A 14,449-nucleotide genomic window follows, 5' to 3' on the forward strand; every position below is an offset into this window, starting at 1 on the left:
GAACGGCCGCGACACGCCTTCCCGTTACAGGGGCGTGGGTCTGGTCGGCCAGAAGACGGGGGTCTCGGCGGACGCGGAGGAGGCCGCCTCGACGTCGGCCGCGATGTCGCGCACCCGCTGCTTTTCCTCCTCCAGCGAAAGTCCGAGCTCTGCGCGCTGCAGGGCCTGGCGCGCGTGGCGCGCGGCGTTGCCTTCGTAGCGGTCGTCGCCGAGCCGGGCGAGCGAACGGAAGGCTTTCTGCAATCGCAGCTGAACCTCGACGATCCCGGCGCCGTCGCGCGCGATCGGGGTGAAAAAATCGTCGAACAGGTCGCCGATGGCGATGCCGGGCACATGCAGCCGGGGGAACAGGATCGTCGTCTCGGCTTCGTCCTTCGGCTCGATCCAGACGGCCAGAACCCGCACCGCGCGGCCGATGACGTCGATGGCGGTGCCGGGATCGTTGATTCCCGGCGACAGAGCGCGCGAAGCGATCTCCGTCAGGACGCAGGCGCCAAAGCGCGGGTCCTGGTCGAAGGATCGCGTGTCCCCGGTCGAAAAGCAGTTGCGGATGGCGTCGTCGCGATCCTCGTCGAATCCGGTGACATAGGCCAAAGCCTCCGAGGGATCGATGAAGTCGCCGGGGATGGCCGCGAGATAGATGTCGCCCTTCGCCGCTTCGGCGATGTCGGACAGGGCCGCGGCGTCCACATGCTGGACGTAGCCGATCGAGCCGGCCCGCACCGGCCGGGCCCGGTCCGGAGTGTCGCGCAGGCGGTTCTTCAAGGGTGCGCCGCCGAGATAGGGGCTCTCGATCCGCCGGCGCATGGCGTCGGTCGTCGCCTTCTCCACCCGCTCGGTCGTCTCGGTGACGCGGCCGAGGCGCGAGAGGTGGTCGATCCAACGCAGGAGCGTGACGACGATCAGTCCGACGACGACGATCGTCACGGCGAACAGCACCACGCGGCCGCGGTCGCCATAGGCGCCGGTCGACAGCGCGATGATCCCGACGAGGCTGAACAGGAAGGAGCCGACGAAGGTCGCCAGCACGTTCTGCGTGGTGGTGTCCTCCATCACCAGCGTCGTCGCCCGCGGCGTCACGTTGCTGGTCGCGGCCGAATAGGCCGAGACCATCGTCGACAGCGAGAAGGTGGTCACCGACAGCATGGAGGAGGCGATGATGCCGAGGATGTTGTCGACGGCGTCGGCGCCGATCTGCGTCGGCAGGTCGCTCGGGATGTAGGGGGCGACGAGGATCGCCACCAGCGCCGTGGCGACGGCCGCGACCGAGAAGAGCGCGGCGCGGAACCAGATGCGGCGGGTGACCTGGGTGAGAAGCCAAATCCAGCGTGATGTCATGCAGCGTCCGATGCCCGGCGTGTCAGAGACGGTCTGCCAGATCAGGGCGGGGCCGGTCTGTAAAGTGCCCGATGCGGCGCAAGGCTGGCAAGGCCCGGCGGGACGCGGCGCCGCCGCGCCGGGTCAGTTCAGCGGCCAGACCAGCATCAGGGCCGGCACGGCGACGAGCACGACGAGGATCGACAGCGGCAGGCCGAGACGGGAATAGTCGGCGAAGCGGTAGCCGCCCGGTCCCATGACCAGCGTGTTGCACTGGTGGCCGATCGGGGTGAGGAAGTCGCAGCCGGCGCCGATCGCGACCGCCATCAGGAAGGCGTCCGGGCGGAAGCCGAGCTGCGAGGCGAAGGTCGCGGCGATCGGCGCCATCACCAGCACGGTCGCGGCATTGTTGAGGAAGGGCGTCACCGCCATCGCCACCACCATGATCAGCGCCAGCGCGCCGTAGGACGGCAGCGAGTGGGCGACCGTCGACAGCCAGCCGGCGATGAGGTCGGTACCGCCGGTGGTGCGCAGCGCGTCGCTGACCGGGATCAGCGCCGCCAGCATCAGCAGGATCGGCGCGTCGAGGGAGCCGTAGACCTCGCGAACCGGCACCGCCTTCACGATCACCATCAGCACCGCCGCCGCGAAGAAGGCGACCGCGACGGGGACGAGGCCGGTCGCGGTCGAGACCATCGCCGCGCCGAGGATGATCAGCGGCACGAGGCCCTTGCGTACGCTGCCGAGCCGCAGCTTGCGCTCGGCGAGCGGCAGGCAGTCCCAGTTGCGCAGGAGGTCGGGCAGGCGATCGATCTCGCCCTGCAGCACCAGCACATCGCCCATCTCGAAGACGATCTCGCCGAGGCGTTCGGTGAAGCGCTTGTCGCGCCGGCTGACCGCCAGGAGCGTCAGGCCGCTGCGGTGGAACAGCGCCAGGGTTCGCGCGCTGCGACCGATGAAGCCGGAATTCTGTCCGACGATCGCCTCGACCGTGCCGAGGTCCTGCGACGACTTGACCGCCGACTTGCGCTCGGCCATCGCCAGCACGCCCTGCGCCACCAGCTTGTCCAGCGCCTCCGGGTCGCCCTCGATCAGGAGCACGTCGTCGGCCTGCAGCACGCTGTCGGGCAAGGGCGTGCGGCGCGTGCCGGAGGGGCTGACGATCGCCGTCACCGTGGCGCTGCCGCCGCCGAGCTTGCGCAGGTCGGCGACGGTCTTGCCGACCACCGCCGACTGCGCGGTGACGGTCGCCTCGGTGGTGTAGTTCTTGATGTCGATGGCCGTGTCCATCGACCCGCCCGCCGCCTGGCGCTCGGGCAGAAGCCAGTAGAACAGCGCCAGGAAGACCACGCCGACGAGGGCGAGGATCGCACCGACGGGAGTGAAGTCGAACATGGTGAAGGGCGTGCCGGTGATTTCGCCGCGCAGCCTCGAGACGATGATGTTCGGCGAGGTGCCGATCTGCGTCATCAGGCCGCCGAGCAGGGAGCCGAAGGCCATCGGCATCAGGAACATCGAGGGCGTGACGCCGGAGCGCTTGGCCATCTGGAAGGCGATCGGGATCATGATGGCGAGCGCGCCGATGTTCTTCACGAAGGCCGAGAGCACGGTGACGATGGCGACGAGGACCAGAAGCTGGGTGCGCGGCGCCGAAATGTCCGGACCGAAGCGCTGCAGCGCCACTTCCATGATGCCCGAGCGCGAGATCGCCGTGCTGACGATGAGCGCGCTGGCGACGATGATGACGATGTCGTCGGAAAAGCCGGTAAAGGCGTCCTGCGGGCTGACGATGCCGCAGGCGATGGCCGCCAGGAGCGCCCCGGCCGCCACGAGGTCATAGCGCCAGCGTCCCCAGACGAAGGCGCCGACCATCAAGGCGACAATGCCGAAAGCCATCATCTGCTGCAGTGTCATGTCGGCTTCCTTGTTCAGACCCCGCCCGTAACGCGGGCGCGCCAATAAAGACGCAAGGGGTCGCAGCAGATTCCTTCGTGGCGGATCGCCGCGGCTGCTCTATACGAAATTCGCCCCGAGATCTGGAATTTGATGCGCCCGATGGATCAGACCACCCTGCCGCCGCCACCCCCCACCGCCGACGTGGCCGTCGTCCAGGCACCCAGCCGCTTTCGCGCCATGGTCCGCGGCAACGAAATCGGCCTCGTGATGGTGGCCGCCGTCGTCGGCGTTCTCTCCGGTCTCCTCGTCATCGCCATGAGCGCGATCGCGCAGTTCCTGCACACGGTGCTGTTCGGCCTGTCGGACGGCGAACATCTCAGCGGGCTCACGCGGCTCGCTTCGCCCTGGCTGGTGCTGATGCCGGTGGCCGGCGGCGCTCTCCTCGGCCTCTACCTCTATCTCCTGTCGCGCCGCAAGACGCGGCCCATGGTCGATCCGATCGAGGCCAATGCCCTGCATGGCGGCCGGATGTCGATCCGCGACAGCATCACCGTCGTGGTGCAGAATCTCATCTCCAACGGTTTTGGCGCTTCCGTCGGGCTCGAGGCGGCCTATACGCAGATTTCCGCCGGCATCGCCTCGCGCATCGGCATCGCCTTCGAAATGCGCCGCGGCGATCTGAGGACGCTGGTCGGCTGCGGCGCGGCGGCGGCGATCGCGGCGGCCTTCAACGCGCCGCTCACCGGTGCTTTCTACGCCTTCGAGCTGATCATCGGCGCCTATTCGATCGCCACGCTGGCGCCCGTGGTCGTGGCCGCCCTCGGCGGCGCCTTCGTCTCGCGGCTCATCGTCGGCAACACGCTGCTGATCGACATCGGCGCGCCCGGGCCGGTCGGCAATGCCGACTATCCCCCGGCGATCCTCCTGGCCATCCTCGCCGCCGGGCTTGGCATCCTGATCATGCAGGGGGTGACGATGATCGAGGCCGGCGTCCGGCGCAGCGGCGTGCCGCTTGCCTTGCGCCCGGTTCTCGGCGGCGTGGTGCTGGCGTTGCTCGCCCTCGTCACCCCGCAGGTCCTGTCGTCCGGGCACGGCGCGCTGCATCTCCAGCTCGACCTGCCGGTGGCCGCGTCGAGCCTCGTTTTGCTTCTGGGGCTGAAGGCGCTGGCCTCGGCGGTGTCGATCGGCAGCGGCTTTCGCGGCGGCCTGTTCTTCGCCTCGCTCTTCCTCGGCGCTTTGCTCGGCAAGCTGTTTGCGATCTTCAGCCCGTTTCTGTTCAGCGACGCCACGCTGACGCCCGTGGTCTTCGCCATCGTCGGCATGAGCGCGCTGGCCGTGTCGATCATCGGCGGCCCGCTGACCATGACCTTCCTGGCGCTGGAGGTCACCGGCGATTTCCCGATCACGGCGCTGGTCCTCGTCGCCGTGGTCACGGCCTCGCTGACGGTGCGCAAGACCTTCGGCTATTCCTTCGCCACCTGGCGCTTCCACCTGCGCGGCGAAAGCATCCGCTCGGCTCACGACGTCGGCTGGATCCGCAACCTGACGGTCGGCCGGATGATGCGGCGCGACGCCCGCACCACGCCGCTGTCGACGACGCTCCGGACCTTCCGACGCGACTTCCCCCTCGGCTCGACCCAGCGCGTCGTCGTCACCGACGAGGCCGGCGCCTATGCCGGCATCGTCCTCGTTCCCGACGCCTATTCCGACGCGATCGTCGATCTCGACGCCAGCATCGAGGGCCTCCTGCGCTTCCAGGACGCCGTCCTCCTGCCGCAGATGAGCGCCCGCGAGGCGGCGGCGCTGTTCGACCGCTCGGAAAGCGAGGCGCTGGCGGTCGTGGAGTCGCTGCAGAAGAGGACCGTGGTCGGCTTGCTCACCGAAAGCCACACCTTGCGGCGCTACAGCGAGGAACTGGAACTGCGCCGGCGGGAGGCCTCGGGCGAGGGCGCCTGATCGTCTGCCCGGGCGGGGCGGGCCTCGGTCAGGCGATGGCGCGATGCCGTGCCGTGCCGGGCTCGTTCGCCGCCAGCCAAGGCACGACCTCGCCGGTGGGCATCGGCCGGGCGACGAGATAGCCCTGGACGAAGGTGCAGCCGAGCTGCTGGAGATTCGCCAGCTGCGTCTCCTCCTCGACGCCTTCGACGATGCATTCGAGGCCGAGCGTGCCGCACAGCGCAATCATCGCCCCGACGATGTTGCGCCCGGAAACGCTGTCGAGATCGCCGACGAAGCTGCGGTCGAGCTTGACCTTGTCGAGCGACAGCCGCCGGAGATAGCCGAGGCTGGAATAGCCGGTGCCGAAATCGTCGAGCGCGATGGCGATGCCGAGAGCCTGCAACTCGCCGATCGCCCGGCGAGCGGCATCGAAATCGCGCATCACCGCGGTTTCGGTCAGTTCGAGCGTGAGGCGCCGCGGATCGAAGCCGCTGCGGCCGATGGCGGCGATGATCGACAGGATGGTTTCGGGCGAGGTGATGTCGCGCGCCGACAGGTTGAACGACAGGCCGACCCCGGGCGGCAGCCGCCGGGCCTCGGCCAGCGCCTTGCCGAACAGCGTCAACGTCAGGCGGTGGATGCAGCCGAGGCGCTCGGCGACGGCGATGAACTGATCGGGCGGAACCCTGCCGAGCACCGGGCTCGTCCAGCGGGCCAGCGCCTCGACGGCGACGGTCCGGCGCGTCGTCGCATCGACGATCGGCTGGAAGTGGACCGCCATCTCGCCGTCGAAATCGGCCGCCTGCAGCACCGTCTCGACCATGCGCGCCGAGCGGATCTCCGTCTCGTGCTCCAGAGAGAACAACACCGCCCGTCCCGGATGCTTGGATTTAGCGTGGTAGAGTGCGTAGTCGCAGCGGTCGAAGAGTTCCTGGAGGCTGGAGCCGGCTTCGGGAAACATCGCCATCCCGCCAGAACAGCCGAGGGAGACGTGGCACTCGTCCAGCTGGAAGGGCTCGGCCAGAAGATCGCAGAAGTGCTGGCCGACCGCCTCGGCGCGGGTGACGTCGCCGACGACGACGAAGCCGAACTCGTCGCCGCCGAGCCGCGACAGGACGATGCCCTCGTCGCAGGCAGCGGCCAGCCGCTCGCCCACCGCCGCCAGGATGCGGTCGCCGGCGACATGGCCATAGGTGTCGTTCACCGGCTTGAACCGGTCGAGATCGAGCGTGCCGAGCGCAAAGCGCGCGCCGGCCTCCCGCGAGCGGGCGATCAGCGCCTCGGCATCGGCAAAGAAGTGCCGCCGGTTGGGCAGGCCCGTCAGGCTGTCCGTATGCGCCAGACGGGCGTTCTCGGCGCTCAGCCTTTCGGCCTCGGCCTGCTTGCAGGCGAGGTCCGCCTTCGAATGGATGAGCTGCCGGAAGCTCGAAAAACTGTTGAGGAGAACCTGGATCATCACCCCGGTGACCAGCGCGATGTTCAGCGCGAAGGCCAGGAAGACGCTGTTGCCCATGCTGAGATAGTGGACGAGATAGGGGATCGTCACCGCGCCCGTCACCACCAGGGCGGCCTGCGGCAGCTGCATCAGGCAGAAGATGCAACCGATCACGGTGATGGCGATGAACAGCGCGACATGGCTGCGCTCGTAGGGCCCGCCGTATTCCTCGAGGGCCAGGGCCCAGGAGACGAAGGCGATGGCGAGCACTGCGGACAGGACGACCGTGCGCTGCAGCTGGATGACGGCGGCGCCCGCCTCGATCACCCGGTCGCGCTGGCGCGCCCAGGCGATGGCGCGCAGGACGCAGGCGCAGAACAGGACGCAGGGTATCCCGAGCGTCAGGAGCCGAGGGGCGACCGACCAGTGCGTATAGGCCAGTGCGGCCGCATTGACGACGAGCAGCGCATATAACAACGGAACCTGCCGGCGGAGCCCGGCAGCCTGCGCCATGGCGAGGCCGGCGTCCTTGAAGTCGAGTCCGAGCGAACTCGCCAGTCTTGTCATCAGTGTCTTCATGGTCGCTTCCCGTCTCCGGAAAGGATGCTGCCAAGAGCTTAATGCGCTGATAACAGGCGCCGGCATTCCTCCGACCGGCGAGGGTTGCTCGCCTGCCCGGCCAACCCCGGTTCCCGGCGCGACGCTGGTCCCTTCCCCGGCCTACATCGGCTGGGGATGGCAGCGATGGACGGCGGCGATGTCGTCCAGCACCGCCGCATCCAGCGTGACGTCTAGGGCGGCGATGTTGTTCGCCAGCTGCTCCGGCGTCGTGGCGCCGATGATCACCGAGGTCATGAACGGCCGGGTCAGGCAGAAGGCGAGCGCCATCTGGGCAAGGTCGAGGCCGTGCTGGCGGGCGACCGCGCCGTAGGCGTCGGCGACGCCGACGGCGCTCTCGGTGTGCCGTCCGCCGAGGCCCTTGTTGATGCTGCCGCGCGAACCCGCCGGGATCGCCCCGCCGCTGTACTTGCCGGTGAGGAGGCCGGCGGCGAGCGGCGAATAGGCGAGAAGCCCGACATCCTCGTTCAGCGAGAGTTCCGCCCAGTCGAGGTCGAAGATCCGGTGCATCAGGCTGTACTCGTTCTGGATCGAGGCCATGCGTGGCAGGCCGGTCCGCTCGGCGATGGAGAGGAACTGCGCCGTGCCCCAGACCGTCTCGTTGGACAGGCCGACATGCAGGAGCTTGCCCTCTTTCACGAGCGCGCCGAGGGCTTCCAGCACCTCTTCCATGTTCTGCAGCACCGCCGCCGGCTGCTGGCCGCTCGGATCGTAGGTCCAGGACTTGCGGAAGTGGTAGGAGCCGCGGTTCGGCCAATGCAGCTGGTAGAGGTCGATCCGGTCGGTGCCGAGCCGGGACAGGCTGTCCTCGACGGCGACGCGGATCCCGGCAGCGGTGATCGGTCCGCCGTCGCGGATCTTGTCATTGCCTTCGCCGGCGATCTTGGTGGCGAGGATCACCTCGTCGCGATTTCCGGACGCCTTCAGCCAGGTGCCGATGATCGCCTCGGTATGCCCCATGGTCTCCTTCGCCATCGGCGTCGTCGGATAGGCCTCGGCCGTGTCGATGAAGTTCACGCCCTGGTCGAAGGCGAAGTCCATCTGTGCATGGCCCTCGGCCTCGCTGTTCTGGCTGCCCCAGGTCATCGACCCCAGGCAGATTTCGCTGACGTTCAGGCCGGTGCGGCCGAGCGGGCGGGTTTTCATGGCAATGATCCTGGATGCGGGGAGAGGGAGTGCCCATACCTAGCTGGCACGGCCGGAACCGCAAGTCGGGTGCCCCCGAGCGCCCCCGGAACGGTCGCCCGGATGGCTTTCAGGCGGGTTCGGCAATGCAACTCCACGGCGCATTTTTGCCCGGCACTGGCAATTGCGGCATTATTGCGTTAGGTTCCAGCACGATATCGCTGCGCGGCCGCGCCCCGATACCAATATCGAGCCGATCTTCACCCTGTATTTCCATGCCGTGAAAGTCCGCCGCCAGCTCGAAGTGCTCGCGCCTCCTGCAGCGTTGTTATGACTGCGGAGCACCGTTGTGATGCGAGTCGGCCAATCGGTCGGCTGTGCGCAGAAGCGCATCAGCAGATCCAATAAAATCGACCAACAGAAAGATCATCAGTTTTGACGGATGAAACGACAGCGGGCATCGAGCCTTCCATTTCCGACTACGAAGTTGGCCAGGACAACGTCCAGAAATTCGGCCTCGACTTCCACAATCCGGTCTTCGGCATCTCGGCCGCCGTGGTCATCGTCTTCGTCGCCGCGACGCTCTTGATGCCCGGCCTGTCGGAAGAGTTCTTCGGCTGGCTGCGGCCGGCGCTGACGGCGCAGTTCGACTGGGTCTTCATGATGACGGCGAACGCCTTCGTCCTGTTCTGCCTGTTCCTGATCGTCAGCCCCTTCGGCAAGATCCGCCTCGGCGGCAAGCTCGCCACGCCCGACTACAGCTATGTCTCCTGGCTCTCGATGCTGTTTGCCGCGGGCATGGGCATCGGCCTGATGTTCTACGGCGTGTCAGAGCCGATGACGCATTATGCGGAATCGGTCGCTGCGACCGCGGGAAGCCCGGAGAGCTGGGCGCCGCTCGCCGGCGCGCCCGGCGACGTCGAGGCCTCCCGCCGGCTCGGCATGGCCGCGACGATCTTCCACTGGGGCCTGCACCCCTGGGCGATCTACGCCGTCGTCGGCCTGGCGCTGGCCTTCTTCAGCTACAACTGGGGCCTGCCGCTGACCATCCGCTCGGCCTTCTATCCCATCCTCGGCGAGCGGGTCTGGGGCTGGCCGGGGCACGTCGTCGACACGCTCGCCGTGTTCGCGACCCTGTTCGGCCTCGCCACCTCGCTCGGCTTCGGCGCCGAGCAGGCGATCGCGGGCCTGAATTATCTCTTCGGCGTGCCGGACACGGCGCTGAGCCGCGTCGTGCTGATCGTCGTCATCACCGCCATCGCGCTGGGCTCTGTGGTCGCCGGGCTGGATACCGGCGTGCGCCGGCTGTCGGAGCTCAACATGGGCCTCGCCTTCCTGCTCCTCGCCTTCGTCTTCCTCGTCGGTCCGACCATGACGATCCTGTCGGGCATCTTCCACAACACCGTCGCCTACCTCGCCGACATCGTTCCCCTGTCCAACCCCTTCGGGCGCACCGACGACAACTTCCGCACGGGCTGGACGACCTTCTACTGGGCGTGGTGGATGTCCTGGTCGCCCTTCGTCGGCATGTTCATCGCCCGCGTCTCGCGCGGCCGGACCATTCGGGAATTCCTCACCTGCGTCCTGATCGTCCCGACCCTCGTCTCCATCGTCTGGATGTCGGTGTTCGGCGAGACGGCGATCTTCGAGACCATCGCCGGCTTCACCGGCGTCACCGACGCCGACCTGCCGGTGAAACTCTTCGTCATGCTCGGCCAGCTGCCGCTCTCGGCGATCACGTCGGTCATCGGCATCGTCCTGGTCATCGTCTTCTTCGTGACCTCGTCGGATTCCGGCTCGCTGGTGATCGACACCATCACCGCCGGCGGCAAGACCGATTCGCCGGTGCCGCAGCGGGTGTTCTGGGCGGTGTTCGAGGGCCTCGTCGCCATCGCGCTCCTGCTCGGCGGCGGTCTCGCCTCGCTGCAGGCGGCGGCGATCGCCACCGGCTTCCCCTTCGCCTTCCTGCTGCTGGCGCTCTGCGTCGGCACGCTGATGGGCCTTCGGCGCGAACTGAAGTCGCCCTTCCTCGAAACCACGGCGGCCTGAGCGACCAGGTCTGACCAAAGGTTCGAGGCACGAAACGAGCGGCGGCAGGGCAACCTGCCGCCGCTTTTCGTTGACCCCTATTCGGCGTCGCGGGCGACGGAGCGGCGGATGCGGCGCACGCCAAGGAAGGCGAGCAGCGCCACCACCGGGATCGCCAGCGCCTCGATCAGTTTCGGCTGCAGGTGCACGCCGCTCGCCTCCAGCCCTTCGGCGAGATGGCCGACGAGCGAGACGACGTAGTAGGTGACGGCGGCGACCGACAGGCCCTCGACCGTCTCCTGCAAGCGCAGCTGCAGCCGGGCGCGCCGGTCCATCGACTGGAGCAGGATCTGCGCCTGTCCCTGCCGGGCGATCTCCACCCGCGTCGACAGGAGCTGCGAGGCATGGGCGACGCGCTGCGACAGCGAGGCCTGGCGCGCGGCGACCGCCTGGCAGGTCTGCATGGCCGGGGTGAGCCGGCGTTCCAGAAATTCCTCGATCGTCTGCAGACCGGGGAGGCGCATCTCCCGGAGCTCGGCGATGCGCCGCTGCACCAGGGCGTAATAGGCGGTCGAGGCGCCGAAGCGGAACAGCGTCTCGGTGTGGCGGCTCTCGATCTCGGCCTCCAGCGTCGTCAGCCGGTCGAGCAGCGCCGCCTCGTCGGCGACGCCGAGCCCGGCCAGCGCCGACGCGATGCCGGCCAGCTCGCGCTCGGAGGCCGTCAGCGCGCCGCCGAGATCGCGCGCCACCGGCAGCGCCAGAAGGGCCATCATCCGGTAGGTGTCGATCTCGAGGAGACGCTGGATCATCCGCCCGGCCTGGCGGGGCGTCAGGCTGCGGTCCTCGACGAGAAAGCGGCTGAAGCCATCGCCATGGACGCGGAAATCGGTGACCGCGAGCGCCGCGCCGCCGCCGACGGCCCCGCCGACGAGGACATTGCCGCCGAAATGGCGCGCCGAGAGCGCCTCGAAATCGGCCTCCGCCCCGGTTGCGGCGAGGAAGGCGACGTGGGCGGCGACGATCACCTCGCCCGACAGGGAGTCACGCCACGCCGCTGGCACGAGATCGATGGCCGGTCGGTCGAAGCCGTCGCCCTCCAGCCCTTCCGCCATGAAGGTGTAGCGGCTGAACTCGGTGTGCCGCTCCCATTTCACCCGGAAGCGGCCGAGGTCGGCGCTGTAGTGGTTGGCGCCAGGCGCGGGCGGCACCGCGCCGAACTGGCTTGCGAGCGCGGCGATCTCCGCGCTCTGCCGCTCGTGATCGCCGACCGCCGAGGTCAGCGCCAGGAAGGACAGGCGCAGCGGCGCCGAGAGAGCCTCGGGCGGACGGGCATGCACCTCGTCGTTGAGGACGAGGCGTTGGGGATGGTTGCGCGGCAATGTCATGTCCAGTTTCCACACCCTGTTGCCGTGCCTTCCCTCGTCCGGCGCGGGTTCCACCCCCGGTCGCGGCCGCCCGGAGGACGGCGCCGAACCAGGCGAGGCATCGGCGCGAAGATCGGCGAGTTTGCCGGGCATGTCGAGGCCGAACCGTGCTTCCTGCCGCATCGCGCCCGCGCGCTTCACGCCGCATCGGCCGCGCCGCGGTTCCGGGGGCTGGATCCGGCGACGGACGGACCAAGGATTCCAAGAGCGAACTGGCATCGCCGGGCGTTTGATGTATAGCTCGGTGAAAATGTAAATGGCAGCGCTGCCATTCGGGTGGTCGGGGGAGGATTTCAGCATGGCGGGACGGCTGGCAGGAAAGATCGCGGTCTGCACGGCGGCGGGACAGGGCATCGGACGACGGGTCGCGGAGGTCTTCCTGTCCGAGGGCGCGACCGTCCACGCCTCGGATCTCGACGCGTCGAAGCTGGCCGGTCTCGACGCCTTCGGCACGGTGCACGTCGCGGGCCTCGACGTCACCGACGCCGCCGCGGTCGCGGCCTATGCCGCCAGCCTGCCGGTGCCGAACATCGTCTTCAACTGCGCCGGCTACGTTCATCACGGCACCATCCTCGCCTGCGACGACAAGGACTGGGATTTCTCCTTCGACCTCAACGTCAAGGCGATGCACCGGCTGATCAAGGGCGTCCTGCCGCGCATGCTGGAGAACGGCGGCGGCTCGATCGTCAACATGGCGTCCGCCGCCTCCTCGCTGAAGGCGGCGCCGAACCGCTATGTCTACGGCGCCTCGAAGGCGGCGGTCCTCGGCCTGACGAAATCCATCGCCGTCGACTTCGTCGGCCGCGGCATCCGCTGCAACGCCATCTGCCCCGGCACGATCGAATCGCCCTCGCTGCAGCAGCGCATCGAGACGCTCGGCGAACAGGTCGGCGGCCGCGACAAGGCCGAGGAAATGTTCATCTCGCGCCAGCCGATGGGCCGGCTCGGGCGGCCGGACGAGATCGCCATGCTGGCGCTCTATCTGGCCTCGGACGAATCGTCCTTCACCACCGGCACGCTGCAGCTCATCGACGGCGGCTGGTCGCTCTGATCGCGGCAGGCTGTCGTCCAACGCCGCTTTGGCGGCATCCGGCCCCGGGGTCGGGGAACAACGGGACTGAGATCCCCGGGTCGAGGGCCCGAGGGTCGGAGATCAAAGGGTAGAGGTCGCGACGACGGCCGGCCCGCAAAGGAGGAAACATGCGCATTCTCATTCTCGGCGCCGCCGGCATGGTCGGCCACCGCCTGGTCGACCGCTTGGTCGCCGACGGCCAGATCGCTGGCCGGCCGATCGCCACGCTCGACCTCTTCGACGTCGTCGAGCCGACCGCCGGCCAGGGTGCCCAAGGCATCGCCATCCACCGCTACGCTGGCGACATTGCCGACGAGGCGACCGTCGCCAGTCTCGTCAAGGACAAGCCCGACCTCATCTTCCACCTCGCCGCTATCGTCTCGGGCGAGGCCGAGGCCGATTTCGACAAGGGCTACCGCATCAATCTCGACGGCATGAAGCACCTGCTCGAGGCGATCCGCGCCCATGACGGCGGCTACCTGCCGCGGCTGGTCTTCACCTCGTCGATCGCCGTCTTCGGCGCGCCCTTCGAGGACAAGATCTCCGACACCTTCCTGATGGCGCCGCTGACGAGCTACGGCACGCAGAAGGCGATCTGCGAGCTCTTGCTCGCCGACTACTCGCGAAAGGGCTTCGTCGACGGCGTCGGCATCCGCCTGCCGACCATCGTGGTCAGGCCCGGCAAGCCGAACAAGGCGGCCTCGTCCTTCTTCTCCGGCATCATCCGCGAGCCGCTCGCCGGCCAGGACGCGATCCTGCCGGTCGACGACGATGTGCGCCACTGGATGACGAGCCCGGCCTCGGCCGTCGGCTTCCTCATGCATGCCGCGCAAATGGACACGTCCGGGCTCGGCGCCCGCCGCTCGCTGACCATGCCCGGCCTGTCGATCACCGTCGCCGAAATGGTCGAGACGCTGCGGCAGGTTGCCGGCGACGACGTGGCCGCGCACGTGAAGAAGGTCCCGGACGCGACCATCCAGGGCATCGTCGCCGGTTGGGCGCGCGATTTCGATCCGGCGCGGGCGACGGAATTCGGCTTCACTGCCGACGCCGATTTCGCCGACATCATCCGCCAGCACATCGCCGACGAGGCCGCCAAGGCCGGCTGAAAGCCGGCTGCTGACGCAGCCGGCAAGTCCGGTTGCGGCCAACAAAAAACCCGGGCGCGAGGCCCGGGTTGATTCACGTGAAACGAAGTCGCCCGCCAGATCGCGGGTGAGCGCGGCGTCAGGCCGCGGCGTTCTTGATCCAGTCGACGAGCTTCGACTTGGCGGCGGCGCCGACCTGAACCGAAGCGGGCTCGCCGTTCTTGAACAGCATCAGCGTCGGGATCGAGCGCACGCCGAACTGGGCGGCGATATCGGGATTCTCGTCGATGTTCACCTTGACGATGTCGACGCCCTCCATCTCCTCGGAGATCTCCTCGAGGCTCGGACCGATCATCTTGCACGGGCCGCACCACTCGGCCCAGAAGTCGACGACCACCGGATTGGCGGCGTCGAGGACGTGGGACTTGAAGTTGCTGCTGTCGATCTTGGTCGTGGCCATGGAAGGCTCCTCGATGTTGGCTCGGGTGATAGCTAGAAGTGTGCGGCT

General features: G+C 68.3%; 11 protein-coding genes. 4 read left to right on the plus strand and 7 right to left on the minus strand.

Translation table 11 applies throughout. The features are described from left to right. Nucleotides 1–24 precede the first annotated feature (24 nt). Both IEX88_RS01135 and IEX88_RS01140 read right to left on the minus strand, forming a co-directional pair. A complete protein-coding gene (locus IEX88_RS01135) occupies nt 25–1,338 on the minus strand; it encodes a DUF2254 domain-containing protein (RefSeq protein WP_188848721.1) in 1,314 nt (437 codons plus the stop codon). Between the two features lie 123 nt (nt 1,339–1,461). Continuing rightward, nucleotides 1,462–3,231, minus strand: a complete 1,770-nt coding sequence (locus IEX88_RS01140; RefSeq protein WP_188848722.1) for an SLC13 family permease — start codon at nt 3,229–3,231, stop codon at nt 1,462–1,464. Between the two features lie 141 nt (nt 3,232–3,372). Here IEX88_RS01140 and IEX88_RS01145 point away from each other — a divergent pair, with 141 nt between their 5' ends. Then, nucleotides 3,373–5,169, plus strand: a complete 1,797-nt coding sequence (locus IEX88_RS01145; protein WP_188848723.1) for a chloride channel protein — start codon at nt 3,373–3,375, stop codon at nt 5,167–5,169. 28 nt (nt 5,170–5,197) lie between these two features. Here the strand turns inward: IEX88_RS01145 and IEX88_RS01150 are convergent, their stop codons facing one another. From IEX88_RS01150 to IEX88_RS01160, 3 genes are all read right to left on the minus strand, one after another. After that, complete coding sequence (locus IEX88_RS01150) at nt 5,198–7,165, minus strand: putative bifunctional diguanylate cyclase/phosphodiesterase (RefSeq protein WP_188848724.1); 1,968 nt, start codon at nt 7,163–7,165, stop codon at nt 5,198–5,200. 141 nt (nt 7,166–7,306) lie between these two features. After that, nucleotides 7,307–8,350 carry an aldo/keto reductase gene (locus tag IEX88_RS01155; protein WP_188848725.1) on the minus strand — a complete coding sequence of 348 codons (1,044 nt, stop codon included), beginning with the start codon at nt 8,348–8,350 and terminating at the stop codon, nt 7,307–7,309. Between the two features lie 109 nt (nt 8,351–8,459). After that, a complete protein-coding gene (locus IEX88_RS01160) occupies nt 8,460–8,606 on the minus strand; it encodes a hypothetical protein (protein ID WP_188848726.1) in 147 nt (48 codons plus the stop codon). A 158-nt stretch (nt 8,607–8,764) separates the two neighbouring features. Here IEX88_RS01160 and IEX88_RS01165 point away from each other — a divergent pair, with 158 nt between their 5' ends. Next, on the plus strand, nt 8,765–10,378 hold the full coding sequence (locus IEX88_RS01165; protein ID WP_188848727.1) for a BCCT family transporter: 1,614 nt from the start codon (nt 8,765–8,767) through the stop codon (nt 10,376–10,378). 77 nt (nt 10,379–10,455) lie between these two features. On the opposite strand, the gene IEX88_RS01170 is transcribed toward IEX88_RS01165, so the two are convergent. Then, nucleotides 10,456–11,742 (minus strand): DUF3422 family protein, encoded by a 1,287-nt coding sequence (locus tag IEX88_RS01170; protein WP_188848728.1) that lies wholly within the window; start codon nt 11,740–11,742, stop codon nt 10,456–10,458. Nucleotides 11,743–12,079: 337 nt separating this feature from the next. On the opposite strand from IEX88_RS01170, the gene IEX88_RS01175 reads away from it, so the two are divergent. Further along, nucleotides 12,080–12,832: an SDR family oxidoreductase gene (locus tag IEX88_RS01175; protein WP_188849266.1), complete on the plus strand. Its 753-nt coding sequence runs from the start codon at nt 12,080–12,082 to the stop codon at nt 12,830–12,832. Between the two features lie 149 nt (nt 12,833–12,981). Continuing rightward, nucleotides 12,982–13,962, plus strand: a complete 981-nt coding sequence (denD, locus tag IEX88_RS01180; protein ID WP_188848729.1) for a D-erythronate dehydrogenase — start codon at nt 12,982–12,984, stop codon at nt 13,960–13,962. Between the two features lie 118 nt (nt 13,963–14,080). Here the strand turns inward: denD and trxA are convergent, their stop codons facing one another. After that, complete coding sequence (gene trxA, locus IEX88_RS01185) at nt 14,081–14,401, minus strand: thioredoxin (protein ID WP_188848730.1); 321 nt, start codon at nt 14,399–14,401, stop codon at nt 14,081–14,083. Nucleotides 14,402–14,449: the final 48 nt, after the last annotated feature.

The organism is Aureimonas glaciei, from assembly GCF_014643375.1.
Lineage (GTDB): Bacteria > Pseudomonadota > Alphaproteobacteria > Rhizobiales > Rhizobiaceae > Plantimonas > Plantimonas glaciei.

What these genes read in the sequence shown, in the direction of transcription:
- IEX88_RS01135 (WP_188848721.1), bottom strand. Translation starts at nt 1,338, where the DNA reads ATGACATCACGCTGGATTTGGCTTCTCACCCAGGTCACCCGCCGCATC.
- IEX88_RS01140 (WP_188848722.1), bottom strand. Translation starts at nt 3,231, where the DNA reads ATGACACTGCAGCAGATGATGGCTTTCGGCATTGTCGCCTTGATGGTC.
- IEX88_RS01145 (WP_188848723.1), top strand. Translation starts at nt 3,373, where the DNA reads ATGGATCAGACCACCCTGCCGCCGCCACCCCCCACCGCCGACGTGGCC.
- IEX88_RS01150 (WP_188848724.1), bottom strand. Translation starts at nt 7,165, where the DNA reads ATGAAGACACTGATGACAAGACTGGCGAGTTCGCTCGGACTCGACTTC.
- IEX88_RS01155 (WP_188848725.1), bottom strand. Translation starts at nt 8,350, where the DNA reads ATGAAAACCCGCCCGCTCGGCCGCACCGGCCTGAACGTCAGCGAAATC.
- IEX88_RS01160 (WP_188848726.1), bottom strand. Translation starts at nt 8,606, where the DNA reads ATGGAAATACAGGGTGAAGATCGGCTCGATATTGGTATCGGGGCGCGG.
- IEX88_RS01170 (WP_188848728.1), bottom strand. Translation starts at nt 11,742, where the DNA reads ATGACATTGCCGCGCAACCATCCCCAACGCCTCGTCCTCAACGACGAG.
- IEX88_RS01175 (WP_188849266.1), top strand. Translation starts at nt 12,080, where the DNA reads ATGGCGGGACGGCTGGCAGGAAAGATCGCGGTCTGCACGGCGGCGGGA.
- denD (WP_188848729.1), top strand. Translation starts at nt 12,982, where the DNA reads ATGCGCATTCTCATTCTCGGCGCCGCCGGCATGGTCGGCCACCGCCTG.
- trxA (WP_188848730.1), bottom strand. Translation starts at nt 14,401, where the DNA reads ATGGCCACGACCAAGATCGACAGCAGCAACTTCAAGTCCCACGTCCTC.